This window comes from Pseudomonas sp. 1912-s, assembly GCF_029269205.1.
Classification (GTDB): Bacteria; Pseudomonadota; Gammaproteobacteria; order Pseudomonadales; family Pseudomonadaceae; genus Aquipseudomonas.
This window is the reverse complement of the sequence record NZ_JARIXR010000018.1, coordinates 24866-40881: the sequence shown is the minus strand read 5'-3', so window position 1 is coordinate 40881 and position 16016 is coordinate 24866. Positions and strand designations below refer to the sequence as shown.

At 62.8% G+C, this 16016-nt stretch carries 13 protein-coding genes; 5 read left to right on the top strand and 8 right to left on the bottom strand.

Going from position 1 to position 16016, the window contains the following annotated elements; all coding sequences use genetic code 11:
- Positions 1–72: 72 nt before the first annotated feature.
- Positions 73–903: a DUF2242 domain-containing protein gene (locus P3C29_RS21230; protein WP_010166859.1), complete on the top strand. Its 831-nt coding sequence runs from the start codon at positions 73–75 to the stop codon at positions 901–903.
- Here P3C29_RS21230 and aceE read toward each other — a convergent pair whose 3' ends face one another.
- Entirely contained in the window at positions 904–3573 is a 2670-nt protein-coding gene (gene aceE / locus P3C29_RS21225) for a pyruvate dehydrogenase (acetyl-transferring), homodimeric type (RefSeq protein ID WP_275965363.1), read from the bottom strand.
- A 145-nt stretch (positions 3574–3718) separates the two neighbouring features.
- Here aceE and P3C29_RS21220 point away from each other — a divergent pair, with 145 nt between their 5' ends.
- Positions 3719–4189: a MarR family transcriptional regulator gene (locus tag P3C29_RS21220; protein WP_010166862.1), complete on the top strand. Its 471-nt coding sequence runs from the start codon at positions 3719–3721 to the stop codon at positions 4187–4189.
- A 178-nt stretch (positions 4190–4367) separates the two neighbouring features.
- Here P3C29_RS21220 and P3C29_RS21215 read toward each other — a convergent pair whose 3' ends face one another.
- From P3C29_RS21215 to P3C29_RS21205, 3 genes are all read right to left on the bottom strand, one after another.
- A complete protein-coding gene (locus P3C29_RS21215; protein ID WP_275965362.1) occupies positions 4368–5357 on the bottom strand; it encodes a pyruvate dehydrogenase in 990 nt (329 codons plus the stop codon).
- Between the two features lie 330 nt (positions 5358–5687).
- Positions 5688–6722 (bottom strand): AraC family transcriptional regulator, encoded by a 1035-nt coding sequence (locus P3C29_RS21210; protein ID WP_201124831.1) that lies wholly within the window; start codon positions 6720–6722, stop codon positions 5688–5690.
- A gap of 4 nt (positions 6723–6726) precedes the next feature.
- Positions 6727–7857, bottom strand: a complete 1131-nt coding sequence (locus P3C29_RS21205) for a carbon-nitrogen hydrolase family protein (protein ID WP_201124830.1) — start codon at positions 7855–7857, stop codon at positions 6727–6729.
- Positions 7858–8068: 211 nt separating this feature from the next.
- Here P3C29_RS21205 and P3C29_RS21200 point away from each other — a divergent pair, with 211 nt between their 5' ends.
- Complete coding sequence (locus P3C29_RS21200; protein ID WP_275965361.1) at positions 8069–10108, top strand: NADPH-dependent 2,4-dienoyl-CoA reductase; 2040 nt, start codon at positions 8069–8071, stop codon at positions 10106–10108.
- A gap of 57 nt (positions 10109–10165) precedes the next feature.
- On the top strand, positions 10166–11065 hold the full coding sequence (locus P3C29_RS21195) for a 1-aminocyclopropane-1-carboxylate deaminase (protein ID WP_275965360.1): 900 nt from the start codon (positions 10166–10168) through the stop codon (positions 11063–11065).
- A 183-nt stretch (positions 11066–11248) separates the two neighbouring features.
- Here the strand turns inward: P3C29_RS21195 and P3C29_RS21190 are convergent, their stop codons facing one another.
- The 3 genes from P3C29_RS21190 to P3C29_RS21180 form a co-directional block, all read right to left on the bottom strand.
- Positions 11249–11809 (bottom strand): cytochrome b, encoded by a 561-nt coding sequence (locus tag P3C29_RS21190; RefSeq protein WP_010166885.1) that lies wholly within the window; start codon positions 11807–11809, stop codon positions 11249–11251.
- Between the two features lie 123 nt (positions 11810–11932).
- Positions 11933–12760 (bottom strand): phosphonoacetaldehyde hydrolase, encoded by an 828-nt coding sequence (phnX, locus tag P3C29_RS21185; RefSeq protein ID WP_010166887.1) that lies wholly within the window; start codon positions 12758–12760, stop codon positions 11933–11935.
- A gap of 27 nt (positions 12761–12787) precedes the next feature.
- Complete coding sequence (locus P3C29_RS21180; RefSeq protein WP_275965359.1) at positions 12788–13897, bottom strand: 2-aminoethylphosphonate--pyruvate transaminase; 1110 nt, start codon at positions 13895–13897, stop codon at positions 12788–12790.
- Between the two features lie 112 nt (positions 13898–14009).
- On the opposite strand from P3C29_RS21180, the gene P3C29_RS21175 reads away from it, so the two are divergent.
- Positions 14010–14867, top strand: coding sequence for a LysR substrate-binding domain-containing protein (locus P3C29_RS21175; RefSeq protein WP_010166892.1), 858 nt, complete (start codon positions 14010–14012; stop codon positions 14865–14867).
- 118 nt (positions 14868–14985) lie between these two features.
- Here P3C29_RS21175 and P3C29_RS21170 read toward each other — a convergent pair whose 3' ends face one another.
- Entirely contained in the window at positions 14986–15858 is an 873-nt protein-coding gene (locus tag P3C29_RS21170) for a LysR substrate-binding domain-containing protein (protein WP_275965358.1), read from the bottom strand.
- Positions 15859–16016: the final 158 nt, after the last annotated feature.

Genomic DNA, 16016 nt, shown 5'->3' with positions numbered 1-16016 from the left:
GACAGGAATTCGCGCGCCAAGGCCACGTTCTGTTGCACAATACCGCCCTGACTGTTTTCCTCAGGATTTTCGATGTCGACATCATTTCACTTGCGTAGCCTCGGGTTGGCGCTGGTGCTGGCGGGCGCTGCGGGCTGCTCGTCACCCAAGACCGCTATTTATGAACATGAGAATTTCGACGACTCCGGTACGTTTTCCCGTGATTACCCGGTCAGTGACACCGCGGCCTGCGAAGCGGCGCGGCGTGCGCTGTTGAGCCAGGGTTACATCATCACCAGCAGCGATCCGAAGCTGGTGGTGGGTAACAAGAGTTTCCAGCAGACCGGCGAGACTCACCTGCAAATCAGTTTCAACGTGGTGTGTGCCGACGATGGCAGCGGTGATCATCACTCGACGATGTTCGCCAACGCCTTGCAGGACCGCTATGCGCTGAAGAAGGTCAACAACTCCGCCAGCCTCGGCGTGGGTGTGTTGGGCTCGGTGTCGATGCCGATTGGCTCCACCGACGACTCCATGGTCAAGGTGGCCAGCGAGACCGTGTCTGCGCCGAAATTTTATGAGCGTTATTTCGCGCTGGTGGACGTTTTCCTGCCCCAGGAAGTGAAAAAGGCTGCGCATATTCCAGAGAAGCCCAAGGCTGACCTGGGCATCCCGGAACCCAAGGCAGCCCCGGCGGCTGACAAGGTCGAGGCGCCTAAAGAAGCGCCGAAAGAAGTGCCCGCCACACCGGCAGCCCCGGTGACGCCAGCGGTAGAGCCTGCGGCATCGGAGCCGGTTGCACCGCCGGCAGAACCCGCGCCGATTGCTCCCAAGGAAACCCCGGCCCCTGCGCCGCAGGCTACCCAGCCGACGCTGCCGGCGCCGACCGAAGCGATTCCGCCCCTGCCGACGCCTGCGCAGTAACTACACCGCTACGGGGTTGGCCTTGTCGACGTTGATCCCGTAGCGGCTGATCGCCTCCGCCACCCTGGCGCGACTGATCAGGCCGTCGTCCGCCAGTGCCTTCAGGGCCGCCAGCGCGATGAAGTAGCGGTCCACCTCAAAAAACTCACGCAAGGTTTCGCGGGTATCCGACTGCCCGAAGCCATCAGTGCCCAGCGCCACAAAGCGCCGGCCCGGCACGAACGGGCGGATCTGGTCAGCGAAGATCTTCATGTAATCGGTGGCGACCACCACGGGACCCGCTTGCCCCTCAAGGCACTGCTCGACATAGCTGGTACGCGGTTCGCTTTCCGGGTGCAGCAGGTTCCAGCGTTCCACGGCATGGCCTTCACGGCGCAACTCGGTCAGGCTGGTGACACTCCACACATCGCTGGCCACGGCAAAGTCATCGCGCAGCAAGTCAGCGGCGGCCATCACTTCCCGCAGGATCGAACCGCTGCCCATCAATTGCACCCTTGGTTGTGCGGCGTCCTCAGCCGCCTGTAACCGATACATGCCCTTGAGAATTCCGTCCTCGACGCCTTCGGGCATTGCCGGGTGCGGGTAGTTTTCGTTGAGCAGGGTGATGTAGTAGTAAATGTCCTCTTGCTCGACGTACATCCGGCGCATGCCCTCGCGAATAATTACCGCCAGCTCGAAGGCAAAGGTCGGGTCATAGGAAATGCAGCACGGAATCACCGACGACAGCACATGGCTGTGGCCATCGTCATGCTGCAGGCCTTCACCCATCAGCGTCGTGCGCCCGGCGGTCGCCCCCAGCAGGAAGCCCCGCGCCCGTGCATCGCCTGCGGCCCAGGCCAGGTCGCCGACCCGCTGGAAGCCGAACATCGAATAGAAGATGTAGAACGGCACGGTCATCAAACCGTGGTTGGCGTAGGAGGTGCTCGCCGCGATCCACGAGGAAATGGCGCCGGATTCATTCAGGCCTTCCTGCATGATCTGTCCGTCCTTGCTCTCCTTGTAGTAGGAAAGCTGGCCGGCATCCTGTGGGGTGTAGAGCTGGCCGACGGCGGAGTGAATGCCGATCTGGCGGAACAGGCTTTCCATGCCGAAGGTGCGGGATTCGTCCGGCACGATGGGCACGATCAGTTTGCCCAGGTTCGGGTCCTTGAGCAGCGTGCCGAGGATGCGCACAAAGGCCATGGTGGTGGAGATCGCGCGTTCGCCGGTGTCCTTGAGCTGGGTGGCGAAGGCGTCCAGTTCCGGGATCTTCAACGACTCGACCGCGCTGTGGCGGGCCGGTACGTAACCGCCCAGTGATTGACGGCGGGCGGCGAAATAGCGGGCTTCTTCGCTGTCGGCGGCGGGCTTGAGGTAGGGGATTTCGGCGAGTTGATCGTCGGCCACTTCCAGCCCGAAGCGATCGCGAAAGGCTTTGACGGCCTCCGCGCCCATCTTTTTCAGCTGGTGGTTGATGTTCTGCCCTTCGCCGGCTTCGCCCATGCCGAAGCCCTTGACGGTTTTCGCCAGGATCACCGTCGGCTGCCCGCTGTGGCGCACGGCGGCGGCATAGGCGTTGTAGACCTTGTCCGGGTCATGGCCGCCCCGTGAGAGTTTCCAGATATCGTCGTCGGACATGTCCGCCACCAGCGCCAGCAACTCCGGGTATTTGCCGAAGAAGTGTTCCCGCACGTAGGCGCCGTTTTGCGATTTGTAATTCTGATAGTCGCCGTCCACGCACTCCATCATGCGTTGGCGCAGCAAACCGCTGTTGTCCTTTTCCAGCAGCGCATCCCAGCCGCCGCCCCAAATCACTTTGATCACGTTCCAGCCAGCGGCGCGGTACAGGCTTTCGAATTCCTGGATCACCTTGGCATTGCCGCGCACCGGGCCGTCCAGGCGTTGCAGGTTGCAGTTGACCACGAAGATCAGGTTGTCGAGTTTCTCGCGCCCGGCCAGGGAAATGGCCGCCAGGGATTCCGGCTGGTCCATCTCTCCATCACCGAGGAACGCCCACACCTTGCGGCCCTGATGCTGTTTGAGGTCGCGGAATTCCAGGTAGCGCATAAAGCGCGCCTGATACGCGGCGGTAATCGGCCCAAGGCCCATCGACACGGTAGGAAATTGCCAGAAGTCCGGCATCAGCCGTGGATGCGGATAGGACGACAAACCGTCGCCACCGGCTTCCCGACGGAAGTTGTCCAGCTGCGCCTCGCTGATCCGGCCTTCGAGGTAGGCGCGCCCGTAAATGCCCGGTGCAGAGTGGCCCTGGATGTACACCAGGTCGCCATCGAAGCTGTCGGTGCGGCCACGGAAGAAGTGGTCGAAGCCTACGTCATACAGCACGGCGGCCGACGCGTACGTCGCGATATGCCCACCCACGCCTGAGTGCTTGCCGGCCCGCAATACCATGGCCATGGCGTTCCAGCGGATAAACGCATTCAGCCGGCGCTCGGTGGCCAGGTTGCCGGGGTAGGGCAACTGGCGATCAACCGGAATGGTGTTGACGTAAGGCGTGGTCACCCGCCCGTAGAAGTCGCCATGCCGCGCCACGTCGAAATCCAGCAACTGATCGATCAGGTAATGCGCGCGCGGGCGGCCTTCGGTGGACAACACCGATTCGATGGACTCCAGCCATTCGCGGGTTTCCTGTGGGTCGTCGTCGAGGCGTACTGCAGTGTTCGGGGTCATGTCAGGCTCCAGGGTGGACGGGTTTCAGCGTGTGGGCTCTTTGTGGGAGCTTTGCGAATGTAGTTGCAATTGCAACTACATGGCTGAATCTAGCGCGGGATGAGCTACTATTGCAACCTTCTTGAAATTCCTCGGATGGTGTTGCATGTCGTCGAAAGAGCCTGATGTCTGGTTCCGTTTTGTTCGGGCCCACAGGACGGTCATCCGTGAAATCGAACGGCGCCTGGCCGATGCCGGTCTGCCGCCTTACGCCTGGTACGACGCCTTGTGGGGCCTGGAAAGCGGCCCCGACGGCACCCGGCGCATGCACGAATTGGCCGATGTGCTGGCCATCGAACGCTACAACCTGACGCGCCTGGTCGACCGCCTGGAAAAGGACGGCCTGGTGGTGCGTTCGCGCTCCGACGGTGACGGGCGGGCAGCTTTCGTCTCGATCACCGAAGAGGGCCGGGTGTTGCGTAAAAAAATGTGGAAAATCTACGAAAGCAGCGTGGATGAGTTGTTTTTGTCCCAGCTCGACAGCGAGCAGCGCCGGGGCTTTGCCGAGGCGTTGGAACGCACCGCAGGGTTGGCGATGGAGGCGGGTGTGCAGACCCGGGGGCGGCGTAAGACCTGACGCAAAGACTCCAGGCGACGAAGATCCAGTGTGGGAGCGGGCTTGCTGTGGTGAGGGGGCTTGTCCCCCGTCGGGTTCACCACAGATTGATGGGGCTGCTTCGCAGCCCAACGCGGGGCAAGCCCGCTCACCACAGCAAGCCCGCTCCCACATTTGATCTGTGATGGATTACAGATCGTCATTTCAGGTGATACCGATGCAGGGCGGTTTCGACGTGTTCTGCTTCGATACATCCGTCATCCGCCAGTGCCTTCAACGCCAGCGTGGCAATCCAGTAACGACTCGGGGCTGACGCCTCTACCGAGCCCGCACCCAACGGTACAAACCGTGCATCCACATGCGCCGCGAGCTGATCGACGATCGGCTGCGGGTAGCCCGTGACCGCGATTACCGGCGCGGCATTGCCTCCCAGGCAATCCCGCAGATGGCAGCTGCGCTTCGGTGCCAAAGGGTGCAGGCGATTCCAGCGCTGCGCCGCCTGTGCCTCACGGGCCAGCCGTGTGTAGCTGGGGCAACTCCACAGTTGCGCCTCGACGTTCCAATCCGTTTCGAGCAACTGCGCGGCGTGCACGACTTCTTCAAACGCTCGACCCGCACCCAGCAACCGCACCCTCAATTCACTCGTGTATGAGCGCCGGACCCGGTACATGCCCCTGAGCGCATCGTCCCGATCCTGCGGGCTCAGCACCGGCCCATCGTGCTGATCGTGCAGAGCCAGGTAGAAAAACCCTGGCTTGCCCTCGACATACAACGTCTGCAAACCCGCCAGCACAATCGCCCGGGTTTCTGCGCCGGAGGCCGGATCATAAGGCGTGCACTGAGGGTTGCCAGCCAGCCACAGCGGCAGTGAAGGCGAGGGGAGGGTTGCGCTGTCGTTGCACAAGATACCCCGCTGGCGAGTCTCGCCGGACAACGCCCGCAACTGCGCCGATGAAGCGGCCGTGTGCAGGTACAACATTGGCTTTTCCCCGGTATTGCGCGCGAACCAGGTGGGCCAACTCACCACACGGCGGGAGCGCGACTGGCCGCGAATCACCCACGCCTGTCGGCTGGTTTCCAGGGTGTTGGCCATGCTCATCACGCTGTACAGCGGCGAGCAGCGGGGCTGCTGCGCGGCGTTCAAGGCGTCGATACAGATCAGGGCGGAGCGTTCGGTGGCGGCAGTCATGGGCTGGGTCGCTTGGCAACGGGTGCCCCTACCCTAATGGATTCTTGCTTATGATTGCAATTGCAATGATTGCAGTTGCATCTAAAATTCCTCCGGCTAAATCCAGTCGACACTGCTACGTTTAATCTTGAAGTGCAGGAACGTCATGCCCCGGACATTTTTTCGTCATGACGGCACTTTAGGCTGGTTGTGCAGGTCACTAAGCAACCCCTTTTCATAAAACAAGGAGTCAACAATGGACGATTACCAGGAAGAACTGCTCGAGTACCACGCCTTTGAACTGGATCCGCTGGATCCGGCCGATGATGCCACCGAGCTGTAAGACAGACGTCAGGCGGAATGCCGCTGACTGCGGCGAAATTCCCCTGGGGTCTGGCTGTTCCAGCGCTTGAAGGCCCGTTGAAAGGCTTCCGCTGAAGCAAAACCGAGCAAATAGGCAATTTCACCGAACGCCAGTTCGGTATCGCGAATGTAGGTCATGGCCAGGTCGCGGCGAGTGTCGTTGAGAATCGCCCGGAACTGAGTCCCTTCTTCCGCCAGCTTGCGCCGCAAGGTCCAGGTCGGCAGTTTCAAACGCGCCGCCACTTCTTCCAGGTCGGGTTCCCGGCCACCATTGAGCATCGGCCCGAGCAACCGGGTAATGCGCTCGCGCAGGCTGCGGGTGCGCGTCAACTGCTCCAATTCCCGTTCACACAACTGCACCAGTAATTGCCAGGTACTCGGGCAATGTTCCGGATTGCGCAGCGCCAGGGTCTGCTGGCTCAGGCGCAGTTGATTGTGCTCGGCGCCAAACTGGATCGGGCAGTCCCCCAGCACGCTGTAGTGCTCGCTGTAGTCGGGGGCCTGGAACTCGATTTCGATACGCTGCGCCTGCACCGGTTGCGCACTCAGGCTCGACAATTGATGCAGCCAGCCGGCGATGATCGAGTCCACCACAAACCGGTTGTAGGCGTTGTACGGGCTGATGGAATAGAAGCGCAACCAGGCGCCGTCGGCATCCTCGTGAAAGCTTGATTGGCCGCGATAGTTGGAGCCGTACAAGGCTTCGAAGCGCGTCAGGGTGCGGGCGGCTTCGCGCACGGTGGGCGCCTGGGCCGCGGTAACACCGGCGAGACCCGCCTGGCTCAAGCGGCTGAGCTGGCCCATGCGCAGGCCCAGGCCGGGGTCGCCGGTGAGCTGGATGGCGGCGTGGCCCAGGCGCATGTAGCGCGGGATCGACAAGCGTGCACCTGCCTCGGCCAGGCGCGCCGGGTCCAGACCGTATTGCAGCAGCAGCGGTTGCGGGTCCAGGCCATGGCTGTGGATGGCATCGGCCAAGGTGTGGACAAAGCCCACCGACAAATCCCCCAGCCGCACCGGCTTCATCGTCTTACAGCCACACGTTCAGCAAGCGGGCGCCACGGGCATTGCCGTCGGCAAACACCTGGCCGTTGCTGCTGAGGAAACTTTGCCCGGCGCTGCCCATGTCAAAGAACTGCCCGCGCAGGAACACGCTCATGCCGGCGGTGGCCTGGCTGATGGGTTGCTGGCTGATCAGGGTCAGGCGGTGCCAGGCTTCGCCTTCGCTGAGTTCTTCGGGCTTGAGGCTGATCTCCGGTGGCGTCGACACGCTTTTGAAACCGCGCCATGGCTTGTCCCAGGTCTCGCGGCCAATCACGAACGCCGGCACCGCGACCAATTGCGCCCCTTGCTCGTTGAGCTTGCGGTAGTTGTCGGGGTACCAGCTGTCGCTGCCGATCAGGATGCCCAGGCGCCCGGCCGGCGTGTCGACCACGCTGACGGTGTTTTCGTCGCCGGGTTCGATAAAGCCGCGCTCGTCGAAAATCGGATACAGCTGGCGTTGCGGCTGGCCCACCGGCAAGCCATCGCGATCAAAGACCACACTGGTGTTGTACAGCGCGCCATGGCCGATCTGCAGCTGGCCCTGGCTGATGCTCGGGTTGGGCAGGGCAATGGAGCCGGCCACCAGGGTCACGCCGAACTCCTTGGCCAGGCCGCCGAACAGCACCTGATAGTCACGGGCCATGGCCGGGGCCTTCATGCGCAGGTAGGCGTCGTCGATGCGGTCATCACCCTTGGCGCTGATCAGCGCCCGCAGGAACAGCAGCGGGTTGCTCGCCGACAACCAGTTCATCGCCTCCTTGAGATTGGTGGCCTGGTACAGCTCGTTCTTTTCGCCGCTGACCATCAGCCAGGTGCCGATATGTTCCGGCAGTACCACGATGGTCTTGTCGTTGACCAGGCCCTGGTCCCGGGCCTTTTGCAGATAGGCCGCGAGTTTCAGGTGCAGGCGTTCCAGGCTCTGGTAGTCGGCGGGGAACAGTTCCGGCTGGATGCCCAGCAGGTTGCCGCGGTCGGCGGGCACGCCTTCGTCGACGGCCAGGTTGATCCGCAGGTCGGACAGGTAATGGCCCACGGGGCGCTCCTGGGTCCAGACCAGATAGGCGGAAACGGCGGCGACCAAGGCCATGGTGAGGGTGAAGGCAAGAAGTTTACGCATGAGAAAAAGACAACGGACCGGGTACAGGGTTCGGTACCTAGGGTAGGGCCCATGTACGCAGTTGCCAAGGGGCGCTGCGCATTTGGATCAATAACTTGTCAGTTACAGTCATTGAGCGGCAACCGGCAGCCTCTTAGTCTGTGGGGCATAAACCGATGGAGCGCCATTCGAGCGCTTCACGTCCCGTGATGATCCGTTGTGGAGCTGTACCATGACCGCTGCTGCCTACCCGCACCTGCTGGCCCCGTTGGACCTGGGTTTTACCACCCTGCGTAACCGCACCCTGATGGGCTCGATGCACACCGGCCTTGAAGAGAAACCCGGCGGCTTCGAGCGTATGGCAGCCTATTTTGCCGAGCGTGCCCGTGGCGGCGTGGGCCTGATGGTCACCGGCGGCATTGGCCCGAACGATGAAGGCGGGGTGTATGGCGGTGCAGCCAAGCTGACCACCGACGAAGAAGCGCAAAAGCACAAGATCGTCACCCAGGCGGTGCACGAGGCGGGCGGCAAGATCTGCATGCAGATTCTCCACGCCGGCCGTTATGCCTACAGCCCGAAGCAGGTGGCGCCGAGCGCGATCCAGGCGCCGATCAACCCGTTCAAGCCCAAAGAGCTGGACGAAGAAGGCATCGAAAAGCAGATCAATGATTTCGTCACCTGCTCGCTGCTGGCCCAGGTCGCCGAGTACGACGGCGTGGAAATCATGGGGTCGGAAGGCTACTTCATTAACCAGTTCCTCGCCGCCCACACCAACCACCGCACCGACCGTTGGGGCGGCAGCTACGAAAACCGCATGCGCCTGCCGGTGGAAATCGTGCGTCGGGTGCGCGACGCGGTAGGCCCGGATTTCATTATCATCTTCCGCCTGTCGATGCTCGACCTGGTGGAAGGCGGCAGCACCTGGGAAGAGATCGTGCAGTTGGCCAAGGCCATTGAACAGGCCGGTGCGACACTCATTAATACCGGTATCGGCTGGCACGAAGCGCGCATCCCGACCATCGCCACCAAGGTGCCGCGTGGTGCGTTCAGCAAGGTCACCGCGAAGTTGCGCGGTGCGGTGCAGATTCCGTTGATCACCACCAACCGCATCAACACCCCGGAAATCGCCGAGCAGATCCTGGCCGAAGGCGATGCCGACATGGTCTCGATGGCTCGCCCATTCCTGGCCGACCCGGACTTCGTCAACAAGGCCGCTGAAGGTCGCGCTGATGAAATCAACACCTGCATCGGCTGCAACCAGGCCTGCCTGGACCACACGTTCGGCGGCAAGCTGACCACCTGCCTGGTCAACCCGCGCGCGTGCTACGAGACCGAGCTCAACTACTTGCCGGTCAAGCAGATCAAGAAAATCGCCGTGGTCGGTGCCGGCCCTGCGGGCCTGGCGGCGGCCACCGTTGCCGCCGAGCGCGGGCACCAGGTGACCCTGTTCGATTCGGCCAGCGAGATTGGCGGCCAGTTCAACATCGCCAAGCGCGTGCCGGGCAAGGAAGAGTTCTTCGAAACCCTGCGCTACTTCAAGCGCAAGTTGCAGACCACCCATGTCGAGCTGTGCCTGAACACCCGGGTCGACGTTGAGCAACTGGTGGCGGGCGGTTACGACGAAATCATCCTGGCCACCGGCATTGCGCCGCGTACACCGGCAATTCCCGGCGTGGAAAACGCCAAGGTGCTGAGTTACCTGGACGTGATTCTGGAGCGCAAGCCGGTGGGCCATCGCGTGGCCGTGATCGGTGCCGGCGGTATCGGGTTTGACGTGTCGGAATTCCTCGTGCACCAGGGCGTGTCTACCAGCCTGGACCGCGAGGCGTTCTGGAAAGAGTGGGGCATCGACACCCACCTGGAAGCCCGCGGCGGTGTGGCCGGGATCAAGCCCGAGCGCCATGCGCCGGCACGCGAAGTGTTCCTGTTGCAGCGCAAGGCTTCCAAGGTCGGCGACGGCCTGGGCAAGACCACCGGCTGGATCCACCGCACGGGCTTGAAGAACAAGCAGGTGCAAATGCTCAACAGCGTCGAGTACCTGAAGATCGACGATGAAGGCTTGCACATCCGCATCGGCGCCGAGGGTGAACCGAAGGTGCTGGCGGTGGACAACATCGTGATCTGCGCCGGCCAGGACCCGCTGCGGGAACTGCAGGACGGCCTGGTGGCTGCCGGGCAGAACGTGCACCTGATCGGCGGTGCGGATGTGGCGGCCGAGCTGGATGCCAAGCGCGCCATCAACCAGGGTTCGCGCCTGGCGGCCGAGCTGTAAAAACCCCCAAGGGGCGGTGGTAGACTACCGCCCCTTTTCTTGTGCAGAACTGCCCTCATGGGTCCTTTCGACTGGCTTCCCCACGCGCCCCTTGAACCCCTGAAGCTGGAGTGGATGGGGCCGGTGGAGGTCGCCGTGCTGCGCCTGGACCGCATCGACCCGCTGATCAGCGGCAACAAATGGTTCAAGCTCACCGAGCACCTGGCCCGAGGCCGGGCTGCGGGTGCCCGCGGGATCATCAGCCTGGGCGGCGCTTACTCCAATCACCTGCATGCACTGGCGGCAGCCGGGAAACGCTTCGGCTTTCCTACCGTTGGCCTGCTGCGTGGCCATCCGCAAGACACCCCCACAGTGCTCGACCTCAAAGCCTTTGGCATGCAATTGCACTGGTTGGGTTATGGCGGCTATCGCGCGCGCCATGAACCGGGTTTCTGGCTGCCGTGGCGCGAGCAGTATCCACACCTGCATCCGGTGCCCGAAGGTGGCGGTGGCCTGGCGGGGGCGTCGGGCTGCGGGGTGTTGGTGAGTCAGGCGCAGGCGCAATTGAACGGCCTGGGCTGGACGGACTATCACGGTTGGTGGCTGGCAGCCGGCACGGGCACCACGCTGGCGGGACTGGTGCTGGCCGAGGCGGGCGCGCATCCGGTGTACGGCGCGCTGGCGGTGCCCGATGACCACGGGGTGGCGCAGCAGGTACAGGCGCTGGTGCACGAGGGTTATGAATTGCTGGACGCCAGCCGGGGCGGCTTCGCCAAGGTGGATCCAGGGTTGCTGGAATTTATCGACGCCACCGAGCAAGCCTGTGGCCTGCCGCTGGAGCCGCTGTACACCGGCAAGGCGTTGTTGGCGTTGAAGCAGCGGGTTGAGGCGGGGTACTTTGCCCCTGGCACCCGCCTGATCTTCGTTCATACCGGCGGCTTGCAAGGCCGCCGGGGTTTCCCTGTTGCGCCCGGTTAATGCAGGAGCTGGCTTGCTGGGGTGAGGGGCTTGTCCTGTGGTGAGGGGGCTTGCCCCCCGTCGGGTTCACCACAGATTGATGGGGCTGCTTCGCAGCCCAGCGCGGGGCAAGCCCGCTCACCACAGCAAGCCCGTTCACCACAGCAAGCCTCCCACATTGGAGCTGTGTCGCTCCTGGGGGGTTTACTGAATGCTCCCTCTCTTGCCAGGCATCATTCGTAGCGCTGTGTTGTCGCGCAGGATGTAATGGTGAACGATCGCCGCCAACGCGTGCAGCCCGATCAGCCAGTAACCGATCTTGCCGAACAGCACGTGCCAGTGCTCAATCTCCTTGGCCAGGGCCTTGTTTTCGGCGATCAGCGGTGGCAACTCGATACCGTAGAACATCACCGAATGCCCCTCGGCGCTGACAATCAGCCAGCCGGCGATGGGCATGCCTATCATCAAGGCATACAGCGCCATGTGCATGAGGGTGGCGAGGAGGGTTTGCCATTGGGGCGGCGCCGGCACGATCTTCGGCGCCACGCCCAGGCTGCGGGCGAACAACCGTAGCCACACCAGCACAAACACGGTCAGGCCGAACATGAAGTGCATTTCCACGATCAACGTACGGCCGCCGCTGCCTTTGGGAAACTGCCCGCGTAACTCAATGCAGGCGTAAACCACCGCCAGCAGCACCACCATCAGCCAGTGCAACGCAATCGACATGGTGCTGTAACGCGTATCGGAATTTTTCCAGGGCATCGCTTTCTTCCTCACTCATCAGGGCAAACCTCCGTTCTTTCGCGACGGAGTCCTTTCAATGTAAGCCTGTTTTACGAGGTTTGCCCATGAGAGGAGGGTGCAGAGGCGATCTTTTGATCTCGATCAGTTGCCCTGCGGCATTTCGCCCCGTGCCAGGCGCTGGTTGATGTCGTCGATCACTGCCGGCAGGTCGGTGATGGTGTCGATCATGTAGTGCGGGCGCGAGCCTTCGAACAGGGCCTGGATGCGCTTGCGTTCGCTGGCGAGTGTGCCGGCGTCCAGCGCGCGGAACTGTTCGTAGGTCAGGCCCAGGGCGTTGCCCGAACAGGTCAGCGCCACGGTCCACATCCCGGCGCGACGGCCTTCGAGGATGCCCGGCACGGTGTCGTCGATCTTCACACAGGCCGCCACATCATCGATACCCAGGGCGATCACGTTGGCCAGCGCCTGGGCCGGCCATGGGCGGCCGTTGGGCACTTCGTCGGTTGCTACCACGTGGTCGGCCACGTAGCCGTTGGTGGCGGCCAGTTCGACGACCTTGTCCATCACCTGCTTGGGGTAGCCGGAGCACGAGCCGATCTTGATCCCTTGCTGGCGCAGATTGGCGATGGTGTCCAGGGCGCCGGGGATCAAGGCCGAGTGCTCGGCGATTTTCTCGATCTGCAACGGCATGAAGCGCTGGTAGATGGCGGTGACGTCATCATCGGTGGGCGTGCGGCCAAAGGCTTTGCGGTAACGCTCGGCCACCTGCGGCTGGTCGCACAGGGTGCGGATGTGGTCCCACTTGCCCATGCCCATCGGGCCACGGGCTTCTTCGATGGAGACCTGTACGTCGAACTCGGCGAAGGCTTCGACAAAAATCTGCGTCGGTGCGAACGAGCCGAAATCGACCACGGTGCCGGCCCAGTCGAGGATCGCGGCTTGAAGCTTGGTTGGGTTTGCGTAGTTCATGGTTCAGATCCTGTTGGAAGTTGGCAGTCAGATGTCGAGCACGTTCATTTCTTGCAGCACCTCGGCGACTGCCGCGACAGCTGCTTGCATTTCGGCCTGGTTCACATGGCCGATGCAGCCCACGCGGAAGGTTTCCACCTGGGTCAATTTGCCGGGATAGAGGATGAAACCCTTGGCCTTGACCCGTTCGTAGAATTCCTTGAACCGGTAGCGCGGGTCTTTCGGCGCGTGGAAGGTGACGATGATCGGCGCCTGGATCGCGGCGGGCAGGAAGCTGCGCAGGCCCAGTTCGGCCATGCCGTCCAGCAGCGCCTGGCAGTTGTCGGCGTAGCGCTGGTGGCGGGCGGGCAGGCCGCCTTCTTCGTTGTATTGCAGCAGGGCTTCGTGCAGCGCCGCCACCACGTGGGTCGGTGGGGTGAAGCGCCATTGGCCGGTCTTGGCCATGTAGCTGTGCTGGTCGAAGAGGTCCATTGCCAGTGAATGGCTGTTGCCTTGGGCTGCGGCCAGTGCCTGTTTTTCAGCAAACACAAAACCCATCCCCGGTACGCCTTCCAGGCACTTGCCGGAAGCGGCGATCAGTGCGTCGAACGGCACTTCACGGGCGTCGATCGGCAGCGCGCCGAAGGAACTCATGGCGTCGATGATCAGGCGCTTGCCGTGACGAGCGATGACCTGGGCAATCTCGGGCAGCGGGTTGAGAATCCCGGTGCTGGTTTCGCAGTGGATCAGCGCGACGTGGGTGATGCTCTTGTCGGCGTGCAACAGGCGGTCGACGTCGGCGGCGGTGGTGGGTTCGTCTTCGGCGGTTTCAAAGGTGCTGAACGCGCGGCCGAGCACTTCGCAAATCTTCGCCAGGCGCTTGCCGTAGGCGCCATTGATCAGCACCAATACCTTGCCGTCACGCGGGACGAGGGTGCCGATGGCCGCTTCTACCGCGAAGGTGCCGCTGCCTTGCAACGGCACGCAATGGTGGCTGTCGGTGCCGTTGACGATCGCCAGCAGTTGCTCGCACAGGCTGGCGGTCAGTTGATTGAAGCGGTCATCCCATGAACCCCAGTCGACCATCATGGCCTGGCGGGTGCGGGCCGAGGTGGTCAAGGGCCCGGGGGTCAGCAGGATCGGCGCGGCAGTACTCATTCTCATGTCCTCGCAAAACGTTGGGATGAAGCTACGGGGCATAAATTGCAGTTTGGCTTGTCATCAATCAAATTGTTTGTTGTTATGCGAGCTATCAGTGAGGCCGATAGCTATGAACCTGTTTCAACTGCGTGCGTTTGATGCCGTGGCCCGTGAGGGCAGTTTTACCCGGGCGGCCGAGCGGCTGTTCATCAGCCAGCCGGCGGTGACCGGGCATATCAAGGCGCTGGAGGAGCACTACCAGATCGCGCTGTTCCGACGTACCGCCCGGCAGGTTGCGTTGACCGAGGAGGGCACCAAGCTGGCGGCCATCACCCGGGCGATCTTCGGCCTGGTGGAAGAGGCGCAGACCTTGCTGGAGGCCAACCGGCAACTGCTCACCGGGCGCCTGGAAGTGGCGGCGGACGGGCCGCACATGGTCATGCCGATGCTGGCTCGCCTGCGGGAGCGGTACCCGGGGATTACCGTGAATCTGCGCCTGGGCAACGCTCAGGAAACCCTCGCCGCCCTGCTGTCGGAGCGGGCCGATGTGGCGGTGTTGACGGAGGTGGAACCGCGCAAGGGCCTGCACCTGCAGCCGTTGATCGAGTCACGGATTTGCGCGCTGGTGCCGGCCGGGCATCCGTGGCTGGCGGAGCCTGCGGGGATTCGGCTGGAGCAGTTGGATCAGGTGATCATGGTGCTGCGTGAGCCCAGCTCGATTACCCGCCGTACCTTTGACGATGCCTGCGCCCTGGCCGGCGTGCAGCCCAAGGTGTTGCTGGAACTGGACAGCCGTGAGGCGGTGACGGAAGCGGTAGCGGCTGAATTGGGGGTGGGCGTGGTGTCGTCGATGGAGGTCAGCCGGGACCCACGGGTGCATGCGATTCCGATCCACGGGGAGGGACTGGTGAACCGGCATGTGATCGGGTGCATGGAGCGGCGCCGGGAGTTGCGGTTGATTCAGGCGTTTTTCGAATTGGCGCCCTGAGTGGGGGTTGGCTGAAGATCGAGTTGGCCCTTTCGCGAGCAAGCCCGCTCCCACAGTTGACCGATGTTCACAAATCAACATGTGGGAGCCGGGCTTGCCCGCGATGAGGCCCGTGAGTTCACCGCAAACTCTCCCGCACAATCTCCAGAAACGTCGCCACCACCCGCCGCGAGCTCTGCTCTTTCAAGCACACCAGCGTTTCCTTCATCCGCTGGGTGCAGTCGCGGATCGGCATCGCATACACCCGCGAGTCCGCGCCAAATTCCGCAGCAGACACCACCCCCACGCCAATCCCCACCACCACCGCCTCCCGCGCCGCCTCCCGGCCTTCTACCTGAATGGCCGGGCGAATCCGCAGCCCGGCCTGGTGCATTTCCTGCTCCAGGGTCTGGCGGGTGACCGAGCCGATTTCCCGCAACACCAGCGGCGTGTCGTCCAGGTCCGCCAGGCAGATGGACTCGCGGCCCGCCCACGGATGGTGACGGGAAACAAACGCGAGCAGTTGGTCATCGGGCAGCGGCAGTGACAGCAGCCGCTCGTCGTCCACATCGCGGCCCAGCAGCGCCAGGTCAGCCTGGTAGTGGTACAGGCGAAACAGCGATTCATCGGTGTTGCCGGTTTCGATCTTCACGCTGATGCCCGGGTACAACTGGCAGAAGCGCGCGATCTGCGGCAACACATGCACGGGGGCATCCACCGCCAGGGTCAGGGTGCCGGTTTGCAAGGCGCGGGAATCCTGCAGCAGCTCTTCGGCTTCGGCGGCGACCGCAAACAGGCGCTGGGTGACGCTTAACAGCCGCTCCCCCAGGTCGGTCAACCGCACTGAACGTTTGTTGCGATGAAACAGCAGTACGCCGAAGCGTTCTTCGAGCTTGCGCACCTGGTCGGAAATGGCCGGCTGGCTGAGGAACAAGCGCTCGGCGGCCAGGGTAAAACTGCCGTGCACGGCCACCGCATGGAAGGCTTTGAGTTGGGCGTGGGACACCGACATCGCGAATCCTCTTACAAGCTCAGCTTATATTTGAAATACGATAAATCGATTTTACCTATTAGTCAGCCATTGCTTTGATAGCCCTCAGTCGCCGCGGGTCGAGTCCTGCACCTAAGGCGGCCATGGGTCTTTGCGTGCTTACCAGCAGGGCTCATCTG